Here is a 26,352-nt window from a genome sequence, read left to right on the forward strand (position 1 = left end):
GGCGTTTCGGCGCCCCGTTTTCGGTCGCACCGCAATGCAAATAATTGCGAGATATTGGCGCGAGGCACCCCCCTCTGTCCTGCCGGACATCTCCCCCTCAAGGGGGAGATTGGACGTCACCTCGGCTTTCGCCAATCACGGACGTTGCAGGAGCGAGCGGATCGCCGAAGCTGCCGATCTCCCCCCTTGAGGGGGAGATGTCCGGCAGGACAGAGGGGGGTGCTGTCCCGCCGACATTTCCTACCAAGGCACGACACTGATCTCCGGCCAGTTCTCCCTCGCACGCGCGCCCTTCATCTCGTGCGTCTGCTGATTATCTAGTGCACGGTTCGGGGTAACGCGAAACGAGAAGATGTCGTCGAGCCCGAACGGCGCCACGAGCGCGAGTTGCCCATCGGTGCCGAATCTAACGCCGACCGCATGGGTTTTCGAAGCGAAATAGGACAGCGCCTCGGCGGACGACGACAGTCTGGGATAGGAACCGCCAAAGCGCGCCTCAAACCACAGATGCACCCGCGCCTGGTTGCGCACTTCGACCGGCAGCGTCAGTCCTTCGAACTGCTTCGCCGCCCGGCGGATGACCGTGTCCTCGGCCTCGTAAGACAGATCGCTCTCATCGAAATAGAACAGATCGACATCACGAATGCCATATCCCGAAGGCTTCGCCGTCAGATGATTCCAGACGCTGTTGTAAAGCGCGCCGGACACGACCAGCCAGTCGGGGAGGTCGAGCGCCCGTACCCGCGACAGCGTCTCGCCGACCAGCGGATCGGCCGAGACGATATCGAGAAAGGCTGCACGCTGTTCCTCGAAGGGCAGCCCTGAATAGCGCAAATGGTTCATCGCCCTTTGGAGGGCGATTCGCCATGCGTCCGCAATCCCTCAGCCGCGCAGCACGCCGCCGGTCTGTTTGCCGACATTCTCGACGATGCGCTTGGCCAGCGCCTCGAAATCCTCGTCGGTCAGCGTCTTTTCGACCGGCTGGATCGAAACTTCGATGGCGATCGACTTCTTCGCCGCGCCGAGCGCTGCACCCTCGAAAACATCGAACACCGAGACGCCGGAAATCAGCTTCCGGTCTGCGGCAAGGGCGGCGCGAACGAGTGTGCCGGCTTCGACCGCCTTGTCGACGACGAAGGCGAAATCGCGCTTGACCGCCTGGAAGGCGGACAGATCGAGCCTCGGCTTTGTCCGCGTCGGCTTGGCCTTCGGCTCGGGCACGGCATCGATGAACACCTCAAACCCGCAAAGCGGACCGGAGACGTCAAGCCCCTCCAGCGTCTTCGGATGGAATTCGCCGAACGTGCCGAGCACGACCTTCGGCCCGAGCTTGATCGTGCCGGACCGGCCGGGATGATACCAGGCCGGGCCGCCGGCCTCGATCTGCAGCCGCTCGACCGGCGCGCCGCAGGCTTCGAGTGCAGCGATGGCGTCGGCCTTGGCATCGAAGACGCCGACGGCGCCGGCATTGCCTGCCCAATGGCGGCCGGAGCCCTCGAGCTTGGCGGTGCCGCGCCGAACGCCGGCGGCAACACGCCGCTGCTGGTCGGCGCCGTCGCCCTCGTAAGTGCCCGACACTTCGAACAGCGCGACATCGCCGATGCCCTTGTCGGCGTTGCGCTGCGCGGCCGCGATCAGGCCCGGCAGCAGCGACGGCCGCATGTCCGACATATCGGCGGCGATCGGGTTGGCAAGCTTCAGCGCCTGCTGGCCGCCGCCGAACAAATCGGCGTGTTTTGCCGGAATGAACGACCAGGTGACGGCCTCCATCATGCCGCGCACGGCAAGTGCCCGCTTGGCGGCGCGGGTGCGGATCTGCAGCACAGTCAGGATCTTGGCGTTGACCGCGTCGTGGCTGCCGAGCGGCTGCGGCGCGATATTGTCGACGCCGTGGATGCGCATGACCTCCTCGACCAGGTCGGCCTTGCCGTCGACATCCGGCCGCCAGGACGGGACCGCCACATTGACGACATCGCCCGTGCCCTCCGGCTTGAAGCCGAGGCGGGCAAGAATGTCGAGGCTCGTCGAGCGCGGCACTTCGATGCCGGTCAGCCGCTTCACGTCCGACAACGGGAACGAGACGATCTTCGGCCGATGGCCGGCATAGCCGACGACTTCGGTTTGCGTCGGCGTACCGCCGCAGAAATCGAGCACCAGCCTCGTCGCCAGCTCCACACCGGGAATCATCATTTCCGGGTCGACGCCACGCTCGAAGCGGTAGCGTGCATCGGTGATGATGCCGAGCGTGCGGCCGGTGCGGGCGGTGGCGATCGGGTCCCAAAGTGCCGACTCGATCAGCACGTCGGTGGTGTTCTCGTCGCAGCCGGAATGCTCGCCACCCATGATGCCGGCGATCGACTCGATACCATCCTGGTCGGCGATGACGCACATCTCCGGCGTCAGCGTGTATTCGCGGCCGTCGAGCGCCAGCACCTTTTCGCCGTCGCGTGCCCGGCGCACGGTGAGATTGCCGGTGACCTTCGCAGCGTCGAAGACATGCAGCGGCCGGCCGCGATCGAAGGTGACATAATTGGTGATGTCGACCAGCGCACTGATCGGCCTCAAGCCGATGGCGAGAAGCCTTTGCTGCAACCATTTCGGCGACGGTCCGTTCTTGACGCCGCGCACCAGGCGCAGCGCAAAGCCGGGACAGAGCTCCGGCGCTTCGATCGTCACCTTGACCGGCGTCTCGCCCTTGCCGGGGATCGGCTCTATCGGCGCGCTCTTCAGCGTGCCGAGCCCGCTCGCCGCCAGATCGCGGGCGATGCCATAAACGCTGGTCGCATCCGGCCGGTTCGGCGTCAGATTGATTTCGATCAGCGGATCGTCGAGATGGGCATAGGCGGCGAAACTGGTGCCGACCGGCGCATCGGGCGGCAGGTCGATGATGCCGTCATGCTCCTCGGACAGTTCGAGCTCGCGCTCGGAGCACATCATGCCGTGGCTTTCGACGCCGCGGATCTTGCCGACGGTCAGCGTCACGTCGATGCCGGGAATATAGGTGCCGGGTGCTGCAAAGGCGCCGATCAGGCCCGCGCGGGCGTTCGGCGCGCCGCAGACAACCTGCACCGGCGCCCTGCCGTCGCCGGTGTCGACGGTCAGCACGCGCAGCCGGTCGGCGTCGGGATGCTGGACTGCCGTCAGCACCTTGGCGATGACGAAAGGTTTCAAGCTCGCCCGGTCGTCGACATGCTCGACCTCGAGGCCGATCGAGGTGAGACGTTCGACGATTTCCGCCAGCGAGGCATCGGTCTCGAGATGATCCTTGAGCCAGGAGAGGGTAAGTTTCATGACTGTGTTCCGTCTGGTCTGGGCACGCTGGGCTTGAAGCTATGCGGCCGCGCGTCGGACATGTGCAGGAAGGCTAGCTGCCCGCGGATTTGCTGCGGCCCGGTTGTCACGCGCTTAGCCCGCCAAACAGCGTCGGCATGTCGAGCGGCCTAAAACCGTAATGCGACAGCCAGCGCACATCGGCGTCGAAGAAGGCGCGCAGGTCGGGCATGCCGTATTTCAGCATGGCGATGCGGTCGATGCCCATGCCCCAGGCGAAGCCCTGGTATTCGTCGGGATCGAGGCCGCCGTAGCGGAGCACGTTGGGGTGGACCATGCCGCAGCCGAGGATCTCCAGCCAGTCTGAGCCTTCACCGAAGCGCACCTCGCCAGGCCGCGAACGGTCGCACTGGATGTCGACCTCGAGGCTGGGCTCGGTGAACGGGAAGAAGGACGGCCGGAAGCGCATCTTGACGCTCGGCACCTCGAAGAAGGCCTTGCAGAACTCCTCCAGTACCCACTTCATGTTGGCGACGTTGGCCGATTTGTCGATCACCAATCCCTCGACCTGATGGAACATCGGTGAGTGGGTGGCATCGGAATCCTGCCGGTAGGTCTTGCCAGGAATGACGATGCGGATCGGCGGCTTCTGCATCTCCATGGTGCGGATCTGCACCGGCGAGGTGTGGGTGCGCAAAAGCTTGCGTTCGCCCTGCTCGTCCGGCTGGAAGAAGAAGGTGTCGTGCATCTCGCGCGCCGGGTGGCCTTCCGGGAAGTTCAGCGAGGTGAAATTGTAATAGTCGGTCTCGATGTCGGGACCTTCGGCGATGGCAAAGCCGAGATCGCCGAAGATCGCCGCGATCTCGTCGATAACCTGGCTGATCGGATGGATGCGGCCGCGCTCGGCCGGCGATTGTCGCACCGGCAAGGTGACGTCGACCTTCTCGGCGGCAAGCCGTGCCGTGATCGCCACATCTTTCAGCTCGGCGCGACGGGCCGAAAGTGCCTCGGTGACGCGGTTCTTGAGGCCGTTGATTGCCGGGCCTTTGACCTGGCGCTCCTCGGCGCTCATCGAGCCGAGTGTCTTCAGTATCTCGGAGACCGAACCCTTCTTGCCGAGGGCAGAGACACGCACCGCCTCGATTGCTTGCTCGTCGGCGGCAGAGGCGATCTCGGCCATCAGGGAATTTTCGAGAGTTTCCATGTCACTCATGTTCCAGACCCGATTGGAAGCAAAGAAAAACCCGCGCCAGCCCTGCCAGCGCGGGTTTCCCAAATCAAGTGTCGAATAGCTTGGGAAGCGCTGGTCTTAAGCGACAGCGCTTTCAAAAGCGTTCGGCGTGGTGTTCTTGAGGTATTCGAGCGCGACCTTGGCCTTGGCCACGAGTGCGGCAAAAGCCTGCGGCTCGTGGATGGCCATGTCCGACAGGATCTTGCGATCGATCTCGATGCCGGCCTTGTTGAGACCGTCGATGAAACGGCCATAGGTCAAGCCATGCTCATGCGTCGCCGCATTGATGCGCTGGATCCACAGCGCGCGGAACGAACGCTTGCGATTCTTGCGGTCGCGATAGGCGTACTGCAGCGACTTTTCCACCGCCTGCTTGGCGATGCGAATGGTGTTCTTGCGGCGGCCGTAAAAACCCTTGGCGGCTTTCAGGACCTTCTTGTGCTTGGCGTGCGAGGTGACGCCTCTCTTTACGCGTGCCATGTCATGATCTCCTTAAAAGCAATTCCAGGAAAAGTGCCTAGCGGTTTTCCGTTCGGAATTGCGTAAAACAAATGCGTGTCCAGACCGAATGCCCTTATTTGGCGCATGATGTTTTCCAAAAAGTTTGCAACTTTTTGGCATCATGCCCTAGAGGCCGTTCGGCAGAAAATTCTTGATGACCTTCTTGCCATCCGGTTCAGCCAGAACCATCGTGCCGCGGGCATTTCGAATGAACTTGTTGGAACGCTTGATCATGCCGTGACGCTTGCCGGCCGCAGCCGACAGAACTTTACCCGTACCTGTGATCTTGAACCGCTTCTTGGCGGCCGATTTGGTCTTCATCTTGGGCATTTTGCTACTCCGTTTATATGCGCACCAATGCGCTTTTTGTTCGCTTCAGTCCGACCAAAGCCCGAAAAGCAAATGAAACCGCCACGGCATGCCCTGCCGGGCGGTTTTTTTGGAACGCGGTCATATACGTCAAAGCGAGGGCGCGCGCAACACCCAGCGCTCAGCAGCCTTGTAGTGCTCAGGGGAAACGGAACAGCACCGGTAATATGCCCGACTGCTGGGCGCCGTCGATCAGTTCGAAAGCCGGCAAGGCAAGGAGGAACACCAGCCCGTCCAGTAACGTGGTTCGCAGCAGGCGCGGCTTGAAGCTGGCGGTGTCGCCTTCCTGATACAGTGACAGTTTCGGGAAGAAGCGCGGCACTTTCGCCAGATAGGCCTGGTATGGCGCGCCGAGAACCTCCTTGAGGAATTTCTCCTCGCGCAGGATAACGATGTAAAAGGCACCCGCGCAGAGCGCTCCAAAGCCGATCGTGGACGCGATGGAGCCGATCTGTGCGCCGACACCAGCGGCAGCTAAAGTGGAGAAAAGGTAGAGTGGGTTGCGCGTGATCGAATAGGGTCCGCCGGTCACCACTTCGGAGGATTTGCGTCCGCCGATGTAAAGCGTCGACCACAAGCGCCCGACGATGCCGAGAAAGATCAGCACGACGCCGACCATTTCGATCGTTTCATGCACTGGCGTATCGGGAGGGAAAACCGACTGGCCGAACAGCAGCGCCGCGAACATCACCATGATGAGAACGGCAAGTACCATCCTGCGCATATGCTGGTAGCTGCCAAGCCCGTGCTTAACTTGCGCGTATCTGACTTCATTGACCATGTCGGGAATCCGATCGTCGAGGGAACCAGAGCGTCGTTGCTCTCGCCGGCGATCGCAGCGTCTGGCCAAGAAAACAGGCGCCCCGCCGATCGCCGGGACGCCTTGCAACATGATTCAGGCGGATTTAATGCATGTCGCCCAAAAGTGCGCAGCGGTTTTGGGACAACGACATGCACAAAACAGAACTAAAGCGCAACGCGCTTTAGCGGGGCGCCAGCACCATCATCATCTGGCGGCCTTCGAGCTTCGGTTCGGCTTCGACCTTGGCGATGGGCGCCACTTCCTCGCGAACCTTATTCAGAAGCTGCATGCCGAGTTCCATGTGCGCCATCTCGCGACCGCGGAAGCGCAATGTCAGCTTGACCTTATCGCCTTCCTCGAAAAAGCGCCGGACGGCCTTCATCTTGGTCTCATAGTCGTGGCTGTCGATGTTCGGGCGCATCTTGATCTCCTTGATCTCGATGACCTTCTGGTTCTTGCGCGCCTCGGCCGCCTTCTTCTGGTTGGCGTATTTCAGCTTCCCGAGATCGAGGATCTTTACGACGGGCGGCACTGCATTGGGCGATATCTCGACCAGATCGAGCCCAGCCTCTTCGGCGAGCAGCAATGCGTCGTTGATGGAGACATCGCCCCGGTTCTGGCCTTCGGCGTCGATTAGCTGGACCCGGGGAACCCGGATATCACGGTTGGAGCGCGGGCCTTCCTTGGTGGGCGCCGCTGCTTTGAAAGGTCTGCGAATGGTCGTGGTCTCCTTGAGCCGTTTCGTTAAGGGGTTCTTCAGTTCAGAATTGCGAACGCGCAATGTGGTGAGCGCGCGGCCGGAGTCAATAGCACAGCATTCTCAGGAAATCACCTGCTCGATGAATGCTCCTCTGCACCAAGCGAAGAAAGTAACAGAGCACTTTTCGTTGAACCCCCGCTTGTGCCAAAAGACCGGCGCGAGGGAATACACCATGAGCACCACCACCCCGATCTTCCTAGACGTCGACGGGACGAGCATCGCCGTCAGGCATGCGGCAGGTGCCGAGCCCGGCATCGTCTGGCTTGGCGGCTACAAATCCGACATGCTGGGCACCAAGGCCGAAACCCTGTCGGAATGGACGCGCAAAGACGGCCGGGCCTTCCTGCGCCACGATTATTCCGGCCATGGCGAATCGGGTGGCGCCTTTGCCGACGGCACCATCTCGAAATGGCTGGGCGAGAGCCTGGCGGTTTTCCGCCGCTTCACCCAGGGCAGGCAAATCCTGGTTGGTTCGTCGATGGGCGCGTGGATCGCGCTGCGCATGGTGCAGGAATTGCGTAAGGCGGGCGAGAACAGCGTCGCCGGCCTTGTGCTGCTGGCCCCGGCGCCCGATTTCACGTTCGAACTGGTGGAGCCGGTGCTGACTGGGGCGCAGAAGCGCGACCTCAGGAAAAAGGGTTTCTTCGAAGAGCCGTCGGACTATTCCGTCGAACCGTACATCTACACCCGCGCACTGATCGAGGACGGCCGCAGCAACCGGGTGATGACCGGGCCGGTCGACACGCACTGTCCGGTCCATATCCTGCAAGGCCTGGCCGATCCCGACGTGCCGTCGAGCCATGCGCTCAAGCTGGTCGGCCTGCTGCCGGCCGACGACGTCACGCTGTCGCTCATTCCGGACGGCGACCACCGCCTGTCGCGACCTCAGGATCTCGATATGCTGGTGCGGGCGGTGGACGCGATGGTGCGGCAGGCGGGATAGAGACATGCGCATTTCCATTCCGGTGTCCGCCTTTGTGGCGGCGATCGTCGGCTTCGGCGGTACGCTGGCCATCGTCATTGCCGCCGCCAAGGCGGTCGGCGCAACGCAGGTCGAGACCGCAAGCTGGGTGACGGCACTCTGCCTGGCGATGGCCATCGAGAGCCTGTGGCTGTCGTGGCGCACGAAAATGCCGGTCATCACCGCATGGTCGACGCCGGGCGTCGCGCTGATCGCCGCATCGACCGGCTTTTCGATGGGCGAGGCGGTTGGCGCCTTCATCGTCACCGGGGTCCTGCTGGTCGCCACCGGCCTGTTCGGGCCATTGACCAAGCTGATCGCCAGAATACCGGCTTCGGTCGCGTCCGGAATGCTGGCCGGCATCGTCGTAACCTTCGCCATCAATGCGGTGAAGACCGTGCCCGTCGACCCCTGGCTGATCCTGCCGCTGGTTGCGGTCTTCTTCGTCATCCGCCTGTTCAACCCGGCGCTGTCGGTGCTGTTGGTGCTGATCGGCGGCGGTCTCGCGGCCTTTCTTACCGACCGGGTCGGCGGTCTGCCGGCACCGGAACTCTCGAGCTTGACGCTGGTAATGCCGCAGTTCACCGCCGCTTCGATCATCGGCCTGGCATTGCCGCTCTATCTGGTCACCATGGCCTCGCAGAACCTATCCGGCCTCGCCGTGCTGAGGGCAGCCGGCTATCATCCCGAACCCGGGCCGCTGATCGGCGTCACCGGCCTGTTTTCGCTGCTGACGGCGCCGTTCGGCGCCTCGACGACCAATCTGGCGGCGATCTCGGCGGCGATCTGCACCGGACCCGACGTGGATCCTGATCCGGCCGAGCGCTGGAAGACCGGCCCGTTCTACGCGCTGGCCTATCTTGTCTTTGCCCTGTTCGGCGCCTCGCTGGTGGCGATCTTCGCCGTATTGCCGCAGAGCCTGATCGCGCTGGTCGCCGGCCTGGCGCTGATGGCACCGCTCGCCAATGCGCTGTCGATCGCCTTGAAAGACGAGGACGAGCGGATGGCCGCTACCGTCACCTTCGCCGTCACCGCATCAGGGCTGACGCTGTTCGGCGTCGGCGCGGCGTTCTGGGGCCTGATCGCCGGATTGGTCGTGCTTTTCCTTGAAATGCTCAAAAAGCGATAATCATTTCAGCCGCTTGTCCGGTTTTGGCGGTTGCTGTCTTGAATCGCCGTTTTCTCCATCCCATTTCGATTCCACGCAGCCGGATTTGGCTGTCTCCAACTGAAGGATTGGGAGAAATGAACACATCTGCATTGATCCGTCCGGCCTGGACGCCGGCGACCATCGCGCTGATGGTGATCGGGTTCATGGTGTTCTGGCCGCTCGGCTTCGCCATGCTCGCCTACATCATCTGGGGCGACCGGCTCGACGGCTTCAAGCGTGACGTCAACCGCGCCACCGACGGCATCTTCGCCGGCTGCCGCCGCGGTTCCGACAAGGCCGCGCGCTGGGGCCATGGCTCCGCCCGCACCGGCAACGTCGCTTTCGACGACTGGCGCGAAAAGGAACTCGAGCGGCTTGCCGAGGAACGCCGCAAGCTCGACGAGATGCTGAGCGAGTTCGACGAATATGCCCGCGAATTGCGCCGCGCCAAGGACCAGGAAGAGTTCGATCGTTTCATGGCCAACCGCAACAAGTCGACGTCTCCCACGACCGGGTCGACGACGAACAACAAAACCACCGGCAAGTCCACGCCAGGCCTGCTCGACGAGTAACGTCCCGTGCCCAGATAGATAATCCAACGGCGTCGCGTCAGCGGCGCCGTTTCTTTTTTGTTCTAGTCGTTTCCCTCGAATCACGTATCGTCCCGGAATGTCCTTCGGCTTCTTTCGCACCCCGACGAAACCCAAGCCCACGCCCGTCGTGGAGCGCGAGCATTGCGTTGCCGGCCGCACGCTGCCGCTCAAGATCGTCGAGAACGACAGGGCGCGGCGCCTGACGCTGCGCATCGATTCCGGCGGCCGCGGCCTGCGCATCACCGTGCCGCCGGGGCTGCGGCGCGGCGAGGTGGAAAGATTCCTCGACCGTCATCAGGACTGGCTGGAGCAAAGGCTGGCCAAGGTGCCCAACCGGCCGCAGGTGCGGCCCGGCATCAAGATACCGGTGCGCGGTGTGCCGCATCGCATCGTCCATGAACCGTCGAAACGCGGTACAGTCACGCTGTCGCGCGACGAGCGCGGTCCGCTGATGATCGTGCACGGTGAGCGCCTGCATCTGCCGCGCCGCATCGCCGATTTCCTCAAGCGCGAAGCCAAGCGCGAGATCGAGGCGCTGGTGACCAAGCACAGTGCTGCGGTCGGCAAGCGCGCCAAGGCGATCCGCTTCAAGGATACGTCGAGCCGCTGGGGGTCCTGCACGTCGGACGGCAATCTGTCGTTTTCCTGGCGCATCATGATGGCGCCGCGGCCGGTGATAAACTACCTCGTGGCGCACGAGGTGGCGCATCTCAAGGAGATGAACCACGGCCCGAAATTCTGGAAATTATGCGAGCAGCTGTGCCCGGACACCGAGCGCTGCAAGGATTGGCTCAAGCGCAATGGCGGCGCGCTGCAGGCGATCACGTTCGAGTAGTTGTCCGATCAATCGTCATTCGCCGCGTTCAACTCCTCCGGCCGCAACCCCTCATCGACATGGCGCGGCCAAGGCAGAAAATCCTTCTCGAAGCCATCGTTGCTGAAATAAGCCAGCGCCCGATGCGCCTCCGCGCCGTTGAAGGCTGCCTTGTCCATCAAATGAGCGATGACCTCATGGGCCTGCGCCAGCTTTTGCCTGAGTTCCGCGACGGTCTTTTCCGGCATGGTCTTTGTTCTCCCGCCTTTGTGCCTGAGCAAGGTAGCGCGTTGCGCTCTTATATTAGCAAGGTGGCGCGTTCCGCTCTTACATTAGCAAGGTAGCGCGTTCCGCGCCGGCGGCAAACAGGATCCTTTTTCTCGACTCTTTGGTCGTTTCGTGCCAATCCCGCGCCATGGCGCTGGACATCAAGATATGCGGATTGAAGACTGACAAGGCACTGGCCGCGGCATTGGCCGGCGGCGCCAGCCATGTCGGCTTCAATTTCTTTGCCAAAAGCCCGCGCTATGTCGAGCCGGTGGAAGCCGGCCGCCTGCGCGAAGCGGCGCGCGGCAAGACCAAGGCGGTTGCGGTGACGGTCGACGCCAGCGACGCGTTCCTGGACGAGATCGTCGAAAAAATGCAGCCCGACATGCTGCAGCTTCACGGCGCCGAAACGCCCGACCGGGTGGCTGAGGTGAAGGCGCGCTACGGCTTGCCGGTGATGAAGGCCTTGCCGGTCAGCGAGGCTGCCGATCTCGAGCGGGTTAAACCCTTCGTCGGCATTGCCGACCGTTTCCTGTTCGATGCCAAGCCGCCTAAGGGTTCGGAACTGCCGGGCGGCAACGGTCTTGCCTTCGACTGGCGCATTCTGGCCGGCCTTGACGCCGGCGTCGATTACATGCTTTCCGGTGGGCTCAATGCCGGCAATATCGGCGACGCCCTTCGGCTGGCGAACCCGCCCGGAATAGATCTTTCCTCGGGCGTGGAAAGCGCGCCGGGGGTCAAGGAACCGGCGCTGATCGAACAATTTTTCCGGGCCGTCGGGGCAGCACGCGACAACCGCGCCGCCTGACCACGCTTCAAACCACAGACCAGGAGATCGGCGATGGATAAGCCGGCGATACCGAATTCCTTCCGCACCGGCCCCGACGAGCAGGGCATGTTCGGCATTTTTGGCGGTCGTTTCGTTGCCGAAACGCTGATGCCGCTGATCCTTGAGCTGGAGCGGCACTGGAACGAGGTCAAGAACGATCCGGACTTCAAGGCCGAACTGACCGATCTCTCGACGCATTACGCCGGGCGGCCGTCGAAGCTCTATTTCGCCGAAGGCTTGACCAGGCATCTTCGCGAGGTTTCCGCAGCGAAGGGCCTCGGCGGGGGCGCAAAGGTCTATTTCAAGCGCGAGGATCTGAACCACACCGGCTCGCACAAGATCAACAACTGCCTCGGCCAGATCCTGCTCGCCAAGCGCATGGGCAAGACGAGGATCATCGCCGAGACCGGAGCCGGCCAGCATGGCGTCGCTTCCGCTACAGTGGCGGCGCGCTTTGGGCTTCCCTGTATCGTCTATATGGGCGCGACCGATGTCGCCCGGCAAAGCCCCAACGTCTTTCGCATGAAGCTTCTGGGCGCGGAAGTGCGGCCGGTGACCGCCGGCCACGGCACGCTGAAGGACGCCATGAACGAGGCGTTGCGCGACTGGGTGACCAATGTCGAGGACACCTATTACCTGATCGGCACCGCCGCCGGCCCCCACCCCTATCCAGAGCTGGTGCGCGACTTCCAATCGGTGATCGGCACCGAGGCGCGCGCCCAGATCCTCGAGCAGGAAGGCCGGCTGCCGGACACCATCATCGCTTGTGTCGGCGGCGGTTCCAACGCCATCGGCCTGTTCCATCCCTTCCTCGACGACAAAGAGGTTCGCATCATCGGCGTCGAAGCCGGCGGCCGCGGCCTCGATGGCATCGAGCATTGCGCTTCGATGAGTGCCGGCGCGCCCGGCGTGCTGCATGGCAACCGTACCTACCTCCTGCAGAACGCCGACGGCCAGATCATGGACGGCCACTCGATCTCGGCCGGGCTCGACTATCCCGGCGTCGGGCCGGAGCACTCGTGGCTGCGCGATTCCGGCCGCGTCGACTATGTGCCGATCCTCGACGACGAGGCGCTCGAGGCGTTTCAGCTGACGACGCGCGTCGAGGGCATCATTCCGGCGCTGGAATCCGCCCACGCTATCGCGCAGGCGGTGAAGATCGTGCCTGATATGGACAAGGACCAGATCGTCATCGTCAATCTGTCCGGCCGCGGCGACAAGGACGTGCATACGGTGGCCAATATGCTGGGCATGGAGATCTGATCATGACCACCCGTATCGACCGCCGCATGGCGACGCTGAAGGCCGAAGGCCGACCGGCACTCGTCACCTATTTCATGGGCGGCGACCCCGACTACGACACGTCGCTGTCGATCATGAAGGCGCTGCCTGGCGCCGGCAGCGACATCATCGAGCTCGGCATGCCGTTTTCTGATCCAATGGCCGACGGCCCGGCGATCCAGGCGGCCGGCCTGCGGGCGCTGAAGGGCGGCCAGACACTGGTCAAGACGCTGAAGATGGCCTCGGAATTCCGCGCCGGCGACAATGAAACGCCGATTGTCTTGATGGGCTACTACAATCCGATCTACATCTACGGCGTCAAGCGCTTCCTGAGCGACGCGCTGGCCAGCGGCATAGACGGGCTGATCGTCGTCGACCTGCCACCGGAGATGGACGAGGAGCTTTGCATCCCGGCACTCAAGGCCGGCATCAACTTCATCCGGCTGGCGACCCCGACCACCGACGACAAGCGCCTGCGCAAGGTGCTGCAGAACACGTCGGGCTTCGTCTACTATGTCTCGATGACCGGCATTACCGGCTCGGCGCTGGCCGACACCGGCAAGGTGGCGGCAGCGGTCAAGCGCATCAAGAGCCATACCGACCTGCCCGTCTGCGTCGGCTTCGGCGTCAAGACCGCCGAGCAGGCGCGCACCATCGGTGCCTCGGCCGACGGCGTCGTCGTCGGCACGGCGATCGTCAATGCGGTCGCCAACGTGCTCGGGCCGAAGGGCGAAAAGACCGCCGATCCGGCAGAAGCTGTCGCCACGCTGGTCAGCGGGCTGTCGCAAGGGGTTCGCGCGGCTCGCCTTGCTGCCGCCGAATAGTCTTGATCATCTGGTTGACCATGATCTTTGCCGAAAACCGGTTTCCACTTTTCGGGATCATGGTCTAACTCTTCGTAAGGACAGGAGCCGAAGCGATGAACTGGATCACCAATTACGTCCGCCCGAAGATCAATTCGATGCTCGGCCGCCGCACCGACATGCCGGAAAACCTGTGGATCAAGGATCCCGAGACCGGCGAAATGGTGTTCCACAAGGATCTGGAGCAGAACCAGTTCGTCATCCCGTCCTCCGGCCACCATATGAAGATATCGGCCAAGGAACGGCTGAAGTTCTTCCTCGACGACGGCAAATACGAAACGCTGGAAAACCCCAAGGTGGTGCAGGATCCACTCAAGTTCCGCGACGAGAAGCGCTATGTAGACCGGCTGAAGGATGCCAAGGCCAAGACCGGCATGGAAGACGCCATCATCAATGCGCTGGGTACCGTCGAAGGCCTGCCGGTGGTGGTGACGGTGCAGGATTTTGCCTTCATGGGCGGCTCGCTCGGCATGGCGGCCGGTGACGCCATCGTGCATGGCTTTGAGGTCGCCCTGCAGCGCAAGCGGCCGCTGATCCTGTTTGCGGCCTCCGGCGGCGCCCGTATGCAGGAAGGCATCCTGTCGCTGATGCAGTTGCCGCGGACCACGGTCGGCGTCGACAGACTGAAGGAGGCCGGCCTTCCCTACATCGTCGTCCTGACCAACCCGACGACCGGCGGCGTCACCGCCTCCTACGCCATGCTGGGTGACGTGCACATTGCGGAGCCCGGCGCCCTGATCGGCTTTGCCGGCCCGCGCGTCATCGAGCAGACCATCAGGGAAAAGCTGCCCGACGGCTTCCAGCGCGCCGAATATCTGATGGAACACGGCATGGTCGACATGGTGGTGTCACGGCTGGAGATGCGCCAGACGATTGCGCGGCTGCTGAGAATGCTGCTCAAGCTGCCGGAAGAGCAAAAATCGCAGGAGCCGGAAATCCTGCCGCCGTCGGTGATCCCGGTCGAGGCCAGGCCGCAAGCCTGACACGACATCATGCGGCGCGGGCGGCTGTTGTGTGCCGTTGTGCGCACGCTTAGGATTCCTTCATGACCACGCTTGCCGCCGACCGCGAAATCGAAAGCCTGATGGCGCTTCACCCGAAGGGCTTCGACCTTTCGCTTGACCGCATTTCGCGGCTACTCGAGCGCCTCGGCAACCCGCAGGACCAGCTGCCGCCGGTCATCCACATCGCCGGCACCAACGGCAAGGGCTCCTGTGCCGCCTTTTCACGGGCGCTGCTCGAAGCCGCCGGCTACCGCGTCCATGTCCACACATCGCCACATCTGGTGAACTGGCATGAGCGCTACCGACTGGCCGCCGATGGCGGCGGCAGGCTGGTGGACGACAAGGTCTTCGCCGAAGCCATCGCCCGCGTCGCCAAGGCCAATCAAGGCCAGAAGATCACCGTGTTCGAAATCCTCACCGCAGTCACCTTCGTGCTGTTTTCCGAATATCCGGCCGATGCCGTCATCCTCGAGGTCGGCCTTGGCGGCCGATTCGACGCCACCAATGTCATCGCCGAGCCGGCCGTGTCGGTGATCATGCCGGTCTCGCTCGACCACGAAGCCTATCTCGGCGACCGCGTTGAACTGATCGCCGCCGAAAAGGCCGGCATCATCAAGCGTGGATGCCCGGTCGTCATCGGCGCGCAGGAAAGCGAGACGGCGCAGCAGGTGCTCATCGAAACCGCCGAACGGCTCGACTGCCCCGCCTTCGTCTATGGCCAGGATTTCCTCGCCTATGAGGAAAACGGCCGCATGGTCTATCAGGACGAAGACGGATTGATGGACCTGGCGCCGCCGCGCCTGCCGGGGCGCCACCAATTCGCCAATGCGGCAGCGGCGATCGCGGCGGTCAAGGCGGCGGGCTTCGAGATCAGCCACCGCGCCGCCGAGAAAGCGATGGCCAATGTCATCTGGCCGGGCCGCATGCAAAAGCTGCCGCAGGGGCGGCTGGGCGAACTGGCGCCGAAGGGCGCCGACATCTGGCTCGACGGCGGCCATAATCCCGGCGCCGGCGTGGTCGTCGCCGAGGCGCTGGCCGAGCAGGAGGAAAAGAACCCGCGGCCGCTGTTCCTGATCTCGGGCATGATCAACACCAAGGACCAGAGCGGCTATTTCCGTGCCTTCAAAGGGCTGGTGCGGCATGTCTACACCGTGCCGGTGAGCACGAGCGACGCCGGCGTGCCGAACGACGAACTGGCGACGCGCGCCATCGAGGCCGGCCTGTCGGCCGAACCCGTCAGTTCCGTCGCCAATGCGCTGATGCTGCTGCGCGACACATGGGACGGACCGCCGCCGCGCATCCTTATCGGCGGCTCGCTTTACCTGGCCGGTGCGGTATTGGCCGAAAACGGCACACCGCCGGTTTGAGGCGTGCCTCCACCCGGGCCATGATGACGCCACACCTATCAGATCACCGCGAGGAGCCAATCATGATCAAGGTAAAGCAGCTCGCTCACGTTTGCATTTTCGCGAATGACCTGGAGAAGACGCGAAGCTTCTATCGGGACGTCCTCGGCATGGATACGCAGTTCAATTTCCTGCGCGACGGCAAGATTTTCGGCTTCTATCTCAATTGCGGCAGCCGTAGCCATGTCGAAGTGTTCCAGAAAGACGGCGCGAGCTATAGCGACTTGAACCAGATCAACCACTTCTGCCTCGAAGTGGAAAACATCGACGCCGCGATCGCCCATCTGAGGTCAGAGGGGGTTGATGTCACTTCCAAGAAACGCGCGTGCGATGACACCTACCAGGCTTGGATCCGCGACCCCAACGGCGTGAAGATCGAACTGTTCGAATACACTGAGAAAAGCGCACAATTCGTCGGCGGCGATCGCATCGCGGATTGGTGATCGCGCCTCGCCGGACAATTGTAGCGGCGCAGCCGATGGTTGGTGGACTACTTCAGCTCGACCTCGATGAAGGCGAATTCGCCATCGTTTGCGCTGATGACGTCATGTTCGACGCCCTCATTGCGGAAATAGGGCGCGCCCTTCTTCATTTCGGCGAAGGATTCGCCATCCTTGGTCAGGAGCTTCACCTTGCCGTCGGTCAACGGCACGATCACATAGTCGTGGCCATGGCGGTGCCAGCCGGTGTTGTCGCCCGGGGCGAAGCGGTATTCGGTGACGATGACGCGCTCATTGTCGATGAAGACGGTGGCCTTGGCGGATCCGGTCATATCGCTTCTCCTTTGTATTCAGAAGAGAAGAATACGGGGCGGCAAGCCGCGAGTGCCAGAGCGGCCCACCAATGACGCCAGCAAAAGAAAGCCCGGCGCGAGGCCGGGCTTTTCTGCAAAATTTTGATCGGATCAGGCGAGACTGCCGTTGATCCAGTGCGACAATGCCGTTTTCGGCGCAGCACCGACCTTCATATCGGCGACTTCGCCGCCCTTGAAGATCATCAGCGTCGGGATCGAGCGCACGCCGAACTGCGCGGCCAGCTCAGGATTCTCATCGATGTTGAGCTTGGCGATCTTTATCTTGCTGCCGAGTTCGATGGCGATATCCTCAAGCGCCGGGGCGATCATCTTGCACGGGCCGCACCATTCCGCCCAGAAATCGACCACGACCGGCTCCTTGGCGTTGAGCACGTCGGCCTGGAAATTGCTCTTGTCGACCTTGACGGTGGCCATGCTGAGATCCTTTCGATTTGTTCGTCGCACCAAATGTGGTGGTGATCGTGTCCGTCTTCAAGCAAGTGTTGTGTCACGCTCCCGTGAGTCTAGCAAGCGCGTCGTCCATTGCGGCCGCCGGCGGTTCGATCAGCCGCGGCGCCTCGGTGAACAGCAGCGCCGCCGAGACCTCGCGTCCCGGATAGAGCGGCTGAAGCAGCGCGCGATAAAGTGCGAGTTGCAGAACATAGGCTTGCGGCACTTCGGCGAGCGTAGCTGGCGCTGGCCGATTGGTCTTGTAGTCGACGATCGAAACCTTGTACGGCGTTACTGCCAGCCGGTCGATCTTGCCGGAGATCGAGCGCAGTTTGCCCCTCACCTCCAGGCTGCCCATGATGGCGACTTCAGCGCGCGAGTTTGGTGCAAACAGCGGCGCGAAGCGGCTGTCGGCAAGAATTCTGGAAACGCCAGCCAAGGCTTTGTCGCGCTCGTCTTCAGGCCATTGAGCTCCGGCGCGCGCCAAATAGCGCTCGGCGGCATCCTGGCGTTTTCCCTCGGCGATGCCGGGCAGCATCTGCAGCAATTTGTGCAGCGCCAACCCGCGAATCACGGCAAAGCCGGGCTCGGCGTCGGCATCCAATACCGGCGAACGCGTGTCGGCCACCGCTTGCCGCGCCTCGTCGATCAGCACCGAGGCGCCGGACGGCGAGAGCGGCCGCGGCAGTTCCTCGAAAGGCGGCAAAGGCTGGAACAGGGTTTCCGGCAGTGGCGCAAAGCGTTCCGCCTGCCGTGCCTCATCCACTGCCGCCAGTGGCATGGGCGGCAGCTTCGTCACCTGGAAACGATGCACGGTCTCGCCAGTGGCGGGATGCCGGCGTTCCGCGCTTTCAGCGGCGCCGACCAGCGCGCGGCTGACGACCGAATGCCAGGTGCCGGTATTCTGCGCCCGCTTGCCATGGTAGCCGCAGACGATCAGCCGATCCTCGGCGCGAGTCATGCCGACATAGAGCAGCCGGCGGTATTCGTCGTCGGCGAGCTCGCGGGCGCGGGCCGATGCGGCGCGTGAAAATCCATTGGCGACATCGCTGGCCGACCGCCAGAGATAGCCCTTGCCCTCCCAGCAGTCGCCCGACCCTTCGAACGGCATCAATCTCGGCAGGTGCTGGTCGCTGAACGGCGCGGAGCCGCCATCGACCAGGAATACCACCGGCGCTTCCAGGCCCTTGGCGGCATGCACGGTCATGACGCGAACCTCGTCGCGGGTCTGGTCCATTTCGCGCTTGATCTCGGGGCCGGCGTTTTCCAATGTCGACAGGAAGGATTCCAGTCCCGGCAGGCCGGTCCGCTCCTCGGCCAGGCAGAAATTCAGGAATTCGTCGAGGATGTCGCCGGCCTCCGGACCGAGCCGCGCGATCATCTTCTTGCGCAGGCCGTCGCGGGCGAGAGCTCCGGCGTAAAATTCGAACACCGGCTTGAATGCGACTTCGTTCGACCATGTGTCGAGCCGGCTGACGACGGCGGCCAACGCCTCGCTTTCGCCGGCATGCCGGCGCAGCGAGGCGAACAGCGAGACGCCCGACGGCCTCTCGGCAGCAAGCGCGAAAAGCTGCTCTTCCGAGACATCGAAGATCGGGCTGCGCAGCACGGCGGCCAGCGACAGATCGTCCTGCGGCTGGATGAGAAAATGGCCGAGTGCGATCAGGTCCTTCACCGCGATGTGGCCGGGCAGGCTGAGCCGGTCGGCGCCGGCCACCGGAATGTCGCGGCGCTTCAGCGCCCGCGTCAGCGCATGGACGAAGCGATCGCGCTTGCGCACCAGCACCAGCACGTCGCCGGGCCGCAGTTTCTTGCCGCGGCCTTCGATAGTCTCGCCGCCGCCGATCCAGCCGGCAATGGTTGCCGCGACGTTTTCAGCGACGCGTACTGCCGGCGCATGGGCATGGTCGACCGCTTGCGTCCAATCGTCTGGTTCGTCGACGACATCGGCGCCGATCGACGGCCAGACCTCGACATAACCCGGCGCATCGGTGCGGATCGCCTTGTGGTCGAGCGGATCGGGATCGTGGCTGATGCCGCGCCGCACGTTCGGGTCGGCAAAGACACGATCCACCGCCGCAAGCACGTCGTCGGTCGAGCGGAACGACCAGGTCAGCTTGAGATCGGCGAAGGCGGCGGCGGCGCTTCTAACTTTGCCGGCAAACAAAAGCCGGCTGTCAGCAAAGGAATCCGGGGCGGCCCCCTGAAAGGAATAGATCGACTGCTTTTCGTCACCGACCGCAAAGATGGTGCGGTGGACGGCGTCGCGGGCGCCGAGCCCGGCAAAGAACTCCTCCGCCAGCCGCTTGACCACGTCCCACTGGTCGGGACTGGTGTCCTGCGCCTCGTCGAGGAGGATGTGGTCGATGCCCTGGTCGAGCTTGTATTGCACCCATGGGCCGGCGTCGGGCCGCGCCAGTAGATTGACAGTGCGGGTGATCAGGTCGTTGAAGTCGAGGAAGCCGCGGGCGCGCTTCAATTGCTCGTAGCGGGCGATCAGCCAGTCGGCGATGGTCAGCGCGGCACGCGTGCCTTCCAACATCCTGAACAAGGCCAGGCGGTCGGAGATTTCGAGAATGGCGTCGACCGCCACGAGATAACGTTCGGCAAGATCGGGCAGCCGGTCGAGCAGCGCCTTCTTGAACGTCTTTGCCGGATCATAAGGCTCGCCATCGGCCCTCAAGAAAGCCTTGGAGAGCAAATTCAGGCGTCGGACCGGATCGTCCTCGGCAAAGGCAAGACGGGCGTATGGCAGCAGATTGTTCAGCACGATGCGCGCATCGGCGGCCTCGGCCGCCCGTGAAAAGGTGACGAGATAATCCGGCAGGAAGCCGGGCAGCGGCCAGACCGAGGCGGCGATGCCTTCGGCGGTCTGGCCGGCGCGGAAATGGAACTCGTCGAACAGCGCCTGAAAACCATCGCCGCCGGCCGCGGCGACGAAGGTGCGCAAACCGTCGCGCTTGCGCACGATCTCGCCTAGCAACGCGTCGAGCCCATGTTCGCCGCCGCGCTCCAGCACGGTGGCGAAAGCCTCGGCCAGTGCCGCATCGCCTGCAACGCCGCCGGAGATCATGTCGCGGCGGGCGGCGGCGAACAGCGAAGCCTCCATTTGCGGATCAAGCATTTCGAAATGCGCCGGGATGTTGGCTTCCAGCGGGAACTGATGCAGCACCGATTCGCAGAAGGCGTGAATGGTCTGGATCTTCAGCCCGCCCGGTGTTTCCAGCGCCTCGGCAAACAGCCGCCGCGCCTGGCGCATGGTTTCGCGGTCGGGCTGGCGGCTGTCCAGCGCCTCTATCCGTGTCGAGAGCTCGGCATCACCAAGCGCCGTCCATTGCGATAGGGTCGAAAACACCCGGTTCGACATGTTGGCGGCGGCGGCGCGCGTATAGGTCAAGCACAGGATCTTGGACGGATCGGTGCCGCGCAGCAAAAGCCGGATGACGCGCTGGGCGAGCACATGGGTCTTGCCCGATCCGGCGTTTGCCGACACCCATGCGGAGTTATGCGGGTCGGAGGCGCTCGCTTGGCTGGCGGCGGTGTCGCTCGGGATGGGATAGGCCTTCTTCACGCCTCCCCTCCCTCCTCGTCGGCGTCGCCGCCGGCGGACCATTCCAGCACGCGGGCGAGATGGTCGTAGTCGCCGTCGGTCTCACCTTCGCGGAACGGCAGCGCCCGCGACAGATAGCCGGTCGCCGGGTCGGCGTAGTGGATCAGCAGTTTTTCCAGCCGCGCCCAAGCCTCTTCGGCGAGATCGGCGGCGGTTCGCGGCTTGCGGTTGTATTCGAGGATCGATTCCTCGAACACCTCTCCGTTCGGCTTCAGCCGCACGAAGGCCAATTGCGACGGCTCGCATGCGCCAAGCTCCTTGAAGGCGCCGCGACGCAGCAGCGCGCCCTCCAGCGCCAGTTGCGGCGCGAGCAGCGTGTGCGCCTGCGCTTTGGATGGCGAGGAGCCGGTCTTGTAATCGAGGATGTCGGCCATGCCGCCGGCCAGCAGATCGATGCGATCGGCATAGCCGGACAGGGTCACGCCGGATCGGCCGACGCCGGTCTTTTCGGCGCGTTCCTCGGCGTGCCGCCGTACCACGGCGGCGGCCCGGCCGCGCTCCCATTCGATAATGCCGGCGGCAAGCTTTTCGAAGCGCGGCCACCACACCGCCTCGACATCGGCGGGCAGGGCAGCCTCGGCAAAGCAGGACCGGCCGGCGGCGATGAGCCCGTCCAGCGCCTCCGGCGCGCGCGGGTCGGCCACCCTCGCTGAGAAGAGGTGCAGAATGGCGTGAAACAGCGTGCCGCGCTCGGCAGCGCCCGGATCACGAACGACCGGATCGAGTGGCATCAGGCCGAGTATCCTTCTGGCATAGACCGCATATGGGTCGCGACGTAGCGTCTCGATCTCGGTGACCGAGAAGTGGTGCGGCCGCAGGGCGAGCGGCGGTTTCGGCTGCGGCCTCGGCGCAAAGTCCTGCTTTTCGCCGGCATCAAGCGCACGCGCCCAGGCAAGCAGTTCATCGCCGCGCCGGCGAAGTGCCACAGCATGGTCCTCGCCGACGAAGGTAAGGATACGCTGCAGCCAGCGCGACGGCACCGACGGAGCGTCGCCGGAACGGGCGGAGCGAGCCAGCACCACTTTTTTGGCGCCCATGGCCATCTGGAAATCATGGGCGGCAAGGCCGATGCGCCGCTCCGGCGGTTCAAGATCGATGCCGGTCTTCATCAGCCGCGACATAAAGCGGTCACTCTCCGGCTTGCGCGGCCACACGCCTTCGTTGAGTCCGCCGACGACCAGCGTGTCGATATCCTGAAGCCGCGCTTCCAGCACGCCCCAGATGGCGATGCTCCTGTCGGTGCCCTGCGCCGGCTTGACCATTTCGGGCGCAATCAGCGCCTCCATCACATCGGGCCATTCGTCCGCGGCGAAGGAGAACGACACCGAGGCCGCGACCAGACCGCGCAAGAGCTCGGCAAGCTTTTCACCGGCATCGCCGGCATAGAGTTCGCTGAGGCTTCCGTCAGCAGCGCGGCCGAGGCTTTCGAGCACGCCGACACTGGCGCGCACAAGCGTGGCAAGATCGGCATTCTCCTCGCCGCGAAAGGCAACCAGCGGCGCCAGCGCAGCCGTTAGCCGGATCAGCAGATCGCGCGCCTGTTCGATGCGCCTGACCGAGAGGCGCGATCGCCAGAAAGGCGGGCGGCGATTGCCGCCGTCGTCGAATTCGGCAAGCCGGGCACCGAAGAGTTGCGGCAGCGACGCGACGTCCGGGCGACCGGTGCCGCCGCGCAGCGCCACGAGTTCGACGATTTCGGCCGCATGGCGGACGCTTGCCCGCTCCAGGCCGAGGCCAAGCAAGGGATGCTTGAGCAGTGACAGCAGGGCGACCGGATCGCCCGGGCGGAACGCCGCCTGAAGCGCCAGCCGGAGCAGGCTGGCGGCTGGCGTGTTGATGAGCGGCGTGCCGCCGGAATCGTCGGCGGCGACGCCGAAGCGCAACAGCTCGACCGAGACGCGTCGCGCCAGCGCGCGGTCGCCGGTGACCAGTGCGGCGCGCTGGCCGGGCCGTTCGACGGCCTGTTTGAGCGCAACGGCGATCGCCACGGCTTCGTCGCGTTCGCTGGCGGCCTCGAGAAGCGTCACACCAGCGAAGGCCTCGGCACTATCGCCAGCGGTGAAGCGCGCGCGCGTCTCGGCCCAGAGCTCGGTGGTCTCCGCCGGCCGCAGCGCCTCGCCGACAAGTGCGGCGCGCAGCGCAAGTGGCCGCGGCGCAACAGCAAGCTCCCCGACATCGGCCCGAAGCACCCCGATCTTGCCGATCAACTTTGCCAGGCCGTATTGCGGATGGCCAAGCAAAGCCGGCCGCGCACCAGGTGCACTGACGGCGGCAAAGGACGGCTCGTCCAGCGTCCGGTCGAGGCCGGGCAGCACAACAGCGCCATTGGGCAGACCGGCGATTACGGCAAGCAGCTCGGCCGTGGCGGGGATGGAGCCGGTAGAGCCGGCGGCGATCACCGGCCCGGCGGGTGGATTGCGCTTCAGCCGCGCCGCTTCCAGCCTTATCAGGGCATTGCGATGCGCTGCCGGATTGGAGCGACGGCGTTCCTCGAGCAGCTTCGGCCAGTTCTCAGTCACGATGGTCAGGAAATCGAGCGTCACCTGCCACCAGCCTGCAAGGTTGCCGGTTACAAGGTCGGCGAGCCTCGCCCAATCCGTGCCTTCCGTCTCGATCTCATCCATCAGCCGTGCAAGGTCGCGCGCCAGCCAGATGGCGTCGGCGGCGGAGGCCGGGATGACGATCTCCTCGTCGAACAATGCCGCGACATGTGCCGGCAGGCGGCGTTTCCACGCCCGCACCAGCGGCGCAAGCAGCAGAAGACGCTCGACCGCGGCGATCGGCGGCGCAAAGTCGATGGCGGCCGAAGCTTCCGTCTCGAAGGCGGCTTCATCTTCATCAAACTCACCAAGTGGGCGGATGACCGGCAGGATCGCCGAACGGCTTCCCGAGCGCGAGAGAGCATCGACGAAGACGCCGCGGAGCGCCCGCGCTGCACGGCGCGTCGGCACGTAGATGGTGAGATCGGCCAGCACCAGCGGATCGCCATCATAGGCAAAGCCGGGAACCAGGCGCCCTGCAAGCAGCGCCTCGGCCAGCGTCGGCAGGAACGGCGCTCCGGGCGGGATCGAGAAAACGCGGCGGGAGCCGCTCATTTCGACTCGGTAAGAGCGCCGGGTGCCTCAGCAAGAGCATCAGGCGTGCCGGCAAGCGCGGCGGCGACCGCTGCTTCCGCCCGCGGGATCGCGTCGGGTGTACCGACAGTGATCCAATGGCCACGCATCGTCATGCCGAACAGGCGGCCGGCGGCGATTGCCGCATCGAAATAGGCGTTGAGCGACAGCGGGCCGGCCGGCGCGTCCTTGAAGATGCGCGGATGGACGATTGCGGCGCCGGCATAGATCAGGCCGGCCGGATCGTTGTTCGCACGCCGCAACGCGCCGTCCGGCGCCATCAGGAAATCGGTGCCGCCGCTATGTCCGGTTGCCGACTGGAGATCCGCAAGCATCAGCAGAATGTCCATTGTCGCGCCCTCCCATGCAAGGGCAAGTCGCCTGAGATTGGAAACGCCGCTGTCGATCCAGAAGGTGTCGGCGTTGAGCACATAGAAGGGTGCCCCTAACTTGGGCAATGCCTTGACGATGCCGCCGGCAGAGTCGAGCAGGCCGCTGTTCTCATCCGAGATGACGATTCTCGGCGCACTGCGGCGGGCTACATGGTCCACGATCTGTTGCGGCAGGTAATGGACGTTGACGACGGCCTTGGCGACACCGGCTTCGGCTAGGCTGTCCAGCCCCCAGTCGAGCAATGTCTTGCCGGCGACCTTGACCAGCGGCTTCGGCATGGTCTCGGTGATCGGCCGCATGCGCTTGCCGAGCCCGGCGGCAAGCACCATGGCGGTCGTCGGCATCGGTCCCGACGCTTTCAGGCCCAAATCCTTAGCCTTCAAATCGAGCGTTCCTCCAGCAAGCCGTGGGCGATGTAGAAATCCTGCAGCCCGGCCAGCGCCGGATGCGCCAGCGCCCGGCGAAGATAATCGCGGATGCGCGGCAGATGCTTCAGATAATAAGGCTTGCTGTCGCGTTTTTCGAGCCGCACGAAAATGCCGAGGATCTTGGAATTGCGCTGTGCGGCCATGATTGCATAGGTTTCGCGGAATTCGTCTTCGTCGAAGACGCCGGCGTCGCGTCGCGCGGCGATATAGGCGGCGAGCGTGTGCTTTTCGATTTCAGGTGAAATGGTGACGCGCGCGTCCATGGCGAGCGAGGCGACGTCGTAGGCTGACGGACCGATGAGCGCATCCTGGACATCGACGACGCCGAGACGATCGTGACCGGAACGATCACCGCGCCAGATCAGGTTGGGCGAATGGAAGTCGCGCAGCATTAGCGTGTATTCGCGCCCCTCGAGCCGATCGAGCACCGCATTCCATTCGCTGCGATAACCGGCGCGCAACGCCTCGCTTGGCGGAGCGCCTGATATCGCAGGGACATACCAGTCGACCAGCAATTCGGCCTCGATCATCATGGCGTCGCGATCGAAAGGCGGCACCTCGTGGAAGACGCCGGGGCCGGCCTGCATGCTGGCCGGCCATGTTTTGCCGTGCATCATGGCAAGCAGTTCGGCCGCCGCCGCGTAGCGCTCGGCCACCGGCTGGCCGCGCTTGTCCAGGAACCCTTGGGACCCGAGATGCTCCAGCAGCAGAAAACCCTGGTCGAGATCCTGGGCATGGATTTCCGGGACGCTGATGCCGCCGGCCCGCAAGGCACGGTCAATGGCGACGAACGCCGAAACGGATTGCGCGGTGTGGGCGATCTCGGCATAGGGTTTGCCGTCGCGGACTGGCGGTCCGAGCACCAGCCTTGGCGAGTTCATCAGCACGCGCGGCGGAAATCCGGCGAGCGTGACGATCTCGTAGGAGCGAGCCGAGGCATCACCGATGAAATATCGCCGCTGCGCTTCGCCCCAACCGGCCTGGCCGAGAAAATCGCGCATGGCCAGCGATCGCGCCGCGCGCTCGAAGGCGGCGCCCCCTCCCGATAGTCTCGCCAATCGGCCGTCGCCCTGCTGGAGAAGTTCGACCAGCACCGAGGTTTTCGGCAAATATGCCTCTGCCCGTTCCGGCCATTCGACCAGTGCGGCCCCTTGCGTCAGCGCCTCGTCGAAACCCAGCTCGTCCAACTCGGATGCCGCGCCCAAGCGGTAGAGATCGAAATGATGGACCGGCACACGCGTGTCGTAACTCTGGACCAGCGTAAAGGTCGGGCTCGGCACGTCGAGGCCGGCATCGTCGGCCAGTGCCTTGACCAGCGCCCGCGCCAAGGTCGACTTGCCGGCGCCGAGATCGCCCTTGAGAGCGAGCACGTCGCCAATGCGCAGCGACATGGCGAGGTCCTCACCAAGCCTTGCCGTCGCAGCCTCGTCGGCGAGAAAACGCTCCAGCACCAATACCGCCATC

The 26,352-nt window shown here is 64.0% G+C and carries 24 protein-coding genes; 10 read left to right on the top strand and 14 right to left on the bottom strand.

Annotated features, from left to right (window positions below; all coding sequences use genetic code 11):
- Window positions 1-240 precede the first annotated feature (240 nt).
- The 7 genes from NKJ93_RS22650 to infC all read right to left on the bottom strand — a co-directional run bounded on the left by NKJ93_RS22650 (window position 241) and on the right by infC (window position 6,891).
- A complete protein-coding gene (locus NKJ93_RS22650) occupies window positions 241-843 on the bottom strand; it encodes a nucleotidyltransferase family protein (RefSeq protein ID WP_352484467.1) in 603 nt (200 codons plus the stop codon).
- Window positions 844-882: 39 nt separating this feature from the next.
- On the bottom strand, window positions 883-3,291 hold the full coding sequence (gene pheT / locus NKJ93_RS22655; protein WP_352591203.1) for a phenylalanine--tRNA ligase subunit beta: 2,409 nt from the start codon (window positions 3,289-3,291) through the stop codon (window positions 883-885).
- A 106-nt stretch (window positions 3,292-3,397) separates the two neighbouring features.
- Window positions 3,398-4,483 (bottom strand): phenylalanine--tRNA ligase subunit alpha, encoded by a 1,086-nt coding sequence (gene pheS, locus NKJ93_RS22660; RefSeq protein ID WP_023718300.1) that lies wholly within the window; start codon window positions 4,481-4,483, stop codon window positions 3,398-3,400.
- 96 nt (window positions 4,484-4,579) lie between these two features.
- On the bottom strand, window positions 4,580-4,981 hold the full coding sequence (rplT, locus tag NKJ93_RS22665) for a 50S ribosomal protein L20 (RefSeq protein ID WP_006201247.1): 402 nt from the start codon (window positions 4,979-4,981) through the stop codon (window positions 4,580-4,582).
- 147 nt (window positions 4,982-5,128) lie between these two features.
- Complete coding sequence (gene rpmI, locus NKJ93_RS22670; protein WP_006201248.1) at window positions 5,129-5,332, bottom strand: 50S ribosomal protein L35; 204 nt, start codon at window positions 5,330-5,332, stop codon at window positions 5,129-5,131.
- Window positions 5,333-5,510: 178 nt separating this feature from the next.
- Window positions 5,511-6,152: a methyltransferase family protein gene (locus NKJ93_RS22675; RefSeq protein WP_352591206.1), complete on the bottom strand. Its 642-nt coding sequence runs from the start codon at window positions 6,150-6,152 to the stop codon at window positions 5,511-5,513.
- A 202-nt stretch (window positions 6,153-6,354) separates the two neighbouring features.
- Window positions 6,355-6,891 (bottom strand): translation initiation factor IF-3, encoded by a 537-nt coding sequence (infC, locus tag NKJ93_RS22680; RefSeq protein ID WP_023677573.1) that lies wholly within the window; start codon window positions 6,889-6,891, stop codon window positions 6,355-6,357.
- 214 nt (window positions 6,892-7,105) lie between these two features.
- Between infC and NKJ93_RS22685 the strand changes: the two genes are divergently transcribed.
- From NKJ93_RS22685 to NKJ93_RS22700, 4 genes are all read left to right on the top strand, one after another.
- The gene (locus NKJ93_RS22685; protein ID WP_352591209.1) at window positions 7,106-7,876 is read left to right on the top strand and encodes an alpha/beta hydrolase; all 771 of its coding nucleotides are present in this window, start codon (window positions 7,106-7,108) and stop codon (window positions 7,874-7,876) included.
- A 4-nt stretch (window positions 7,877-7,880) separates the two neighbouring features.
- A complete protein-coding gene (locus NKJ93_RS22690) occupies window positions 7,881-9,023 on the top strand; it encodes a benzoate/H(+) symporter BenE family transporter (protein ID WP_352591212.1) in 1,143 nt (380 codons plus the stop codon).
- Window positions 9,024-9,139: 116 nt separating this feature from the next.
- Window positions 9,140-9,616, top strand: coding sequence for a DUF2852 domain-containing protein (locus tag NKJ93_RS22695; protein WP_352495238.1), 477 nt, complete (start codon window positions 9,140-9,142; stop codon window positions 9,614-9,616).
- A gap of 97 nt (window positions 9,617-9,713) precedes the next feature.
- Window positions 9,714-10,472: a M48 family metallopeptidase gene (locus NKJ93_RS22700; RefSeq protein ID WP_023718295.1), complete on the top strand. Its 759-nt coding sequence runs from the start codon at window positions 9,714-9,716 to the stop codon at window positions 10,470-10,472.
- Window positions 10,473-10,480: 8 nt separating this feature from the next.
- Here NKJ93_RS22700 and NKJ93_RS22705 read toward each other — a convergent pair whose 3' ends face one another.
- Window positions 10,481-10,699 carry a hypothetical protein gene (locus tag NKJ93_RS22705; RefSeq protein WP_023718294.1) on the bottom strand — a complete coding sequence of 73 codons (219 nt, stop codon included), beginning with the start codon at window positions 10,697-10,699 and terminating at the stop codon, window positions 10,481-10,483.
- Between the two features lie 167 nt (window positions 10,700-10,866).
- Here NKJ93_RS22705 and NKJ93_RS22710 point away from each other — a divergent pair, with 167 nt between their 5' ends.
- The 6 genes from NKJ93_RS22710 to NKJ93_RS22735 all read left to right on the top strand — a co-directional run bounded on the left by NKJ93_RS22710 (window position 10,867) and on the right by NKJ93_RS22735 (window position 16,544).
- Window positions 10,867-11,526, top strand: a complete 660-nt coding sequence (locus NKJ93_RS22710) for a phosphoribosylanthranilate isomerase (protein ID WP_023718293.1) — start codon at window positions 10,867-10,869, stop codon at window positions 11,524-11,526.
- Window positions 11,527-11,559: 33 nt separating this feature from the next.
- Complete coding sequence (gene trpB / locus NKJ93_RS22715) at window positions 11,560-12,810, top strand: tryptophan synthase subunit beta (protein WP_023718292.1); 1,251 nt, start codon at window positions 11,560-11,562, stop codon at window positions 12,808-12,810.
- A 2-nt stretch (window positions 12,811-12,812) separates the two neighbouring features.
- Window positions 12,813-13,652 (top strand): tryptophan synthase subunit alpha, encoded by an 840-nt coding sequence (gene trpA, locus NKJ93_RS22720; protein WP_352495240.1) that lies wholly within the window; start codon window positions 12,813-12,815, stop codon window positions 13,650-13,652.
- Between the two features lie 95 nt (window positions 13,653-13,747).
- The gene (gene accD / locus NKJ93_RS22725; protein ID WP_023718290.1) at window positions 13,748-14,674 is read left to right on the top strand and encodes an acetyl-CoA carboxylase, carboxyltransferase subunit beta; all 927 of its coding nucleotides are present in this window, start codon (window positions 13,748-13,750) and stop codon (window positions 14,672-14,674) included.
- A gap of 62 nt (window positions 14,675-14,736) precedes the next feature.
- Window positions 14,737-16,062: a bifunctional folylpolyglutamate synthase/dihydrofolate synthase gene (locus NKJ93_RS22730; protein WP_352547987.1), complete on the top strand. Its 1,326-nt coding sequence runs from the start codon at window positions 14,737-14,739 to the stop codon at window positions 16,060-16,062.
- A 62-nt stretch (window positions 16,063-16,124) separates the two neighbouring features.
- Window positions 16,125-16,544 carry a VOC family protein gene (locus tag NKJ93_RS22735; protein WP_023718288.1) on the top strand — a complete coding sequence of 140 codons (420 nt, stop codon included), beginning with the start codon at window positions 16,125-16,127 and terminating at the stop codon, window positions 16,542-16,544.
- A 47-nt stretch (window positions 16,545-16,591) separates the two neighbouring features.
- On the opposite strand, the gene NKJ93_RS22740 is transcribed toward NKJ93_RS22735, so the two are convergent.
- From NKJ93_RS22740 to tsaE, 6 genes are all read right to left on the bottom strand, one after another.
- Entirely contained in the window at window positions 16,592-16,873 is a 282-nt protein-coding gene (locus tag NKJ93_RS22740) for a cupin domain-containing protein (protein WP_023718287.1), read from the bottom strand.
- A 132-nt stretch (window positions 16,874-17,005) separates the two neighbouring features.
- Window positions 17,006-17,329 carry a thioredoxin gene (trxA, locus tag NKJ93_RS22745; RefSeq protein ID WP_023677558.1) on the bottom strand — a complete coding sequence of 108 codons (324 nt, stop codon included), beginning with the start codon at window positions 17,327-17,329 and terminating at the stop codon, window positions 17,006-17,008.
- A 73-nt stretch (window positions 17,330-17,402) separates the two neighbouring features.
- On the bottom strand, window positions 17,403-20,915 hold the full coding sequence (gene addA, locus NKJ93_RS22750) for a double-strand break repair helicase AddA (RefSeq protein ID WP_352591215.1): 3,513 nt from the start codon (window positions 20,913-20,915) through the stop codon (window positions 17,403-17,405).
- Window positions 20,912-24,049, bottom strand: coding sequence for a double-strand break repair protein AddB (gene addB, locus NKJ93_RS22755; RefSeq protein ID WP_023718285.1), 3,138 nt, complete (start codon window positions 24,047-24,049; stop codon window positions 20,912-20,914). Before addB ends, addA begins: the two co-directional genes overlap by 4 nt.
- On the bottom strand, window positions 24,046-24,804 hold the full coding sequence (locus NKJ93_RS22760) for a nucleotidyltransferase family protein (RefSeq protein ID WP_352591218.1): 759 nt from the start codon (window positions 24,802-24,804) through the stop codon (window positions 24,046-24,048). The genes addB and NKJ93_RS22760 overlap by 4 nt, the downstream gene beginning before the upstream one ends.
- A gap of 35 nt (window positions 24,805-24,839) precedes the next feature.
- The gene (tsaE, locus tag NKJ93_RS22765; RefSeq protein ID WP_352591220.1) at window positions 24,840-26,351 is read right to left on the bottom strand and encodes a tRNA (adenosine(37)-N6)-threonylcarbamoyltransferase complex ATPase subunit type 1 TsaE; all 1,512 of its coding nucleotides are present in this window, start codon (window positions 26,349-26,351) and stop codon (window positions 24,840-24,842) included.
- Between the last annotated feature and the right edge of the window lies 1 nt (window position 26,352).

The organism is Mesorhizobium sp. M0028, from assembly GCF_040323855.1.
GTDB lineage: Bacteria > Pseudomonadota > Alphaproteobacteria > Rhizobiales > Rhizobiaceae > Mesorhizobium.

What these genes read in the sequence shown, in the direction of transcription:
- NKJ93_RS22650 (WP_352484467.1), bottom strand. Translation starts at nt 843, where the DNA reads ATGAACCATTTGCGCTATTCAGGGCTGCCCTTCGAGGAACAGCGTGCA.
- pheT (WP_352591203.1), bottom strand. Translation starts at nt 3,291, where the DNA reads ATGAAACTTACCCTCTCCTGGCTCAAGGATCATCTCGAGACCGATGCC.
- pheS (WP_023718300.1), bottom strand. Translation starts at nt 4,483, where the DNA reads ATGAGTGACATGGAAACTCTCGAAAATTCCCTGATGGCCGAGATCGCC.
- rplT (WP_006201247.1), bottom strand. Translation starts at nt 4,981, where the DNA reads ATGGCACGCGTAAAGAGAGGCGTCACCTCGCACGCCAAGCACAAGAAG.
- rpmI (WP_006201248.1), bottom strand. Translation starts at nt 5,332, where the DNA reads ATGCCCAAGATGAAGACCAAATCGGCCGCCAAGAAGCGGTTCAAGATC.
- NKJ93_RS22675 (WP_352591206.1), bottom strand. Translation starts at nt 6,152, where the DNA reads ATGGTCAATGAAGTCAGATACGCGCAAGTTAAGCACGGGCTTGGCAGC.
- NKJ93_RS22685 (WP_352591209.1), top strand. Translation starts at nt 7,106, where the DNA reads ATGAGCACCACCACCCCGATCTTCCTAGACGTCGACGGGACGAGCATC.
- NKJ93_RS22690 (WP_352591212.1), top strand. Translation starts at nt 7,881, where the DNA reads ATGCGCATTTCCATTCCGGTGTCCGCCTTTGTGGCGGCGATCGTCGGC.
- NKJ93_RS22695 (WP_352495238.1), top strand. Translation starts at nt 9,140, where the DNA reads ATGAACACATCTGCATTGATCCGTCCGGCCTGGACGCCGGCGACCATC.
- NKJ93_RS22700 (WP_023718295.1), top strand. Translation starts at nt 9,714, where the DNA reads ATGTCCTTCGGCTTCTTTCGCACCCCGACGAAACCCAAGCCCACGCCC.
- NKJ93_RS22705 (WP_023718294.1), bottom strand. Translation starts at nt 10,699, where the DNA reads ATGCCGGAAAAGACCGTCGCGGAACTCAGGCAAAAGCTGGCGCAGGCC.
- NKJ93_RS22710 (WP_023718293.1), top strand. Translation starts at nt 10,867, where the DNA reads ATGGCGCTGGACATCAAGATATGCGGATTGAAGACTGACAAGGCACTG.
- trpB (WP_023718292.1), top strand. Translation starts at nt 11,560, where the DNA reads ATGGATAAGCCGGCGATACCGAATTCCTTCCGCACCGGCCCCGACGAG.
- trpA (WP_352495240.1), top strand. Translation starts at nt 12,813, where the DNA reads ATGACCACCCGTATCGACCGCCGCATGGCGACGCTGAAGGCCGAAGGC.
- accD (WP_023718290.1), top strand. Translation starts at nt 13,748, where the DNA reads ATGAACTGGATCACCAATTACGTCCGCCCGAAGATCAATTCGATGCTC.
- NKJ93_RS22730 (WP_352547987.1), top strand. Translation starts at nt 14,737, where the DNA reads ATGACCACGCTTGCCGCCGACCGCGAAATCGAAAGCCTGATGGCGCTT.
- NKJ93_RS22735 (WP_023718288.1), top strand. Translation starts at nt 16,125, where the DNA reads ATGATCAAGGTAAAGCAGCTCGCTCACGTTTGCATTTTCGCGAATGAC.
- NKJ93_RS22740 (WP_023718287.1), bottom strand. Translation starts at nt 16,873, where the DNA reads ATGACCGGATCCGCCAAGGCCACCGTCTTCATCGACAATGAGCGCGTC.
- trxA (WP_023677558.1), bottom strand. Translation starts at nt 17,329, where the DNA reads ATGGCCACCGTCAAGGTCGACAAGAGCAATTTCCAGGCCGACGTGCTC.
- addB (WP_023718285.1), bottom strand. Translation starts at nt 24,049, where the DNA reads ATGAGCGGCTCCCGCCGCGTTTTCTCGATCCCGCCCGGAGCGCCGTTC.
- NKJ93_RS22760 (WP_352591218.1), bottom strand. Translation starts at nt 24,804, where the DNA reads ATGCCGACGACCGCCATGGTGCTTGCCGCCGGGCTCGGCAAGCGCATG.
- tsaE (WP_352591220.1), bottom strand. Translation starts at nt 26,351, where the DNA reads ATGGCGGTATTGGTGCTGGAGCGTTTTCTCGCCGACGAGGCTGCGACG.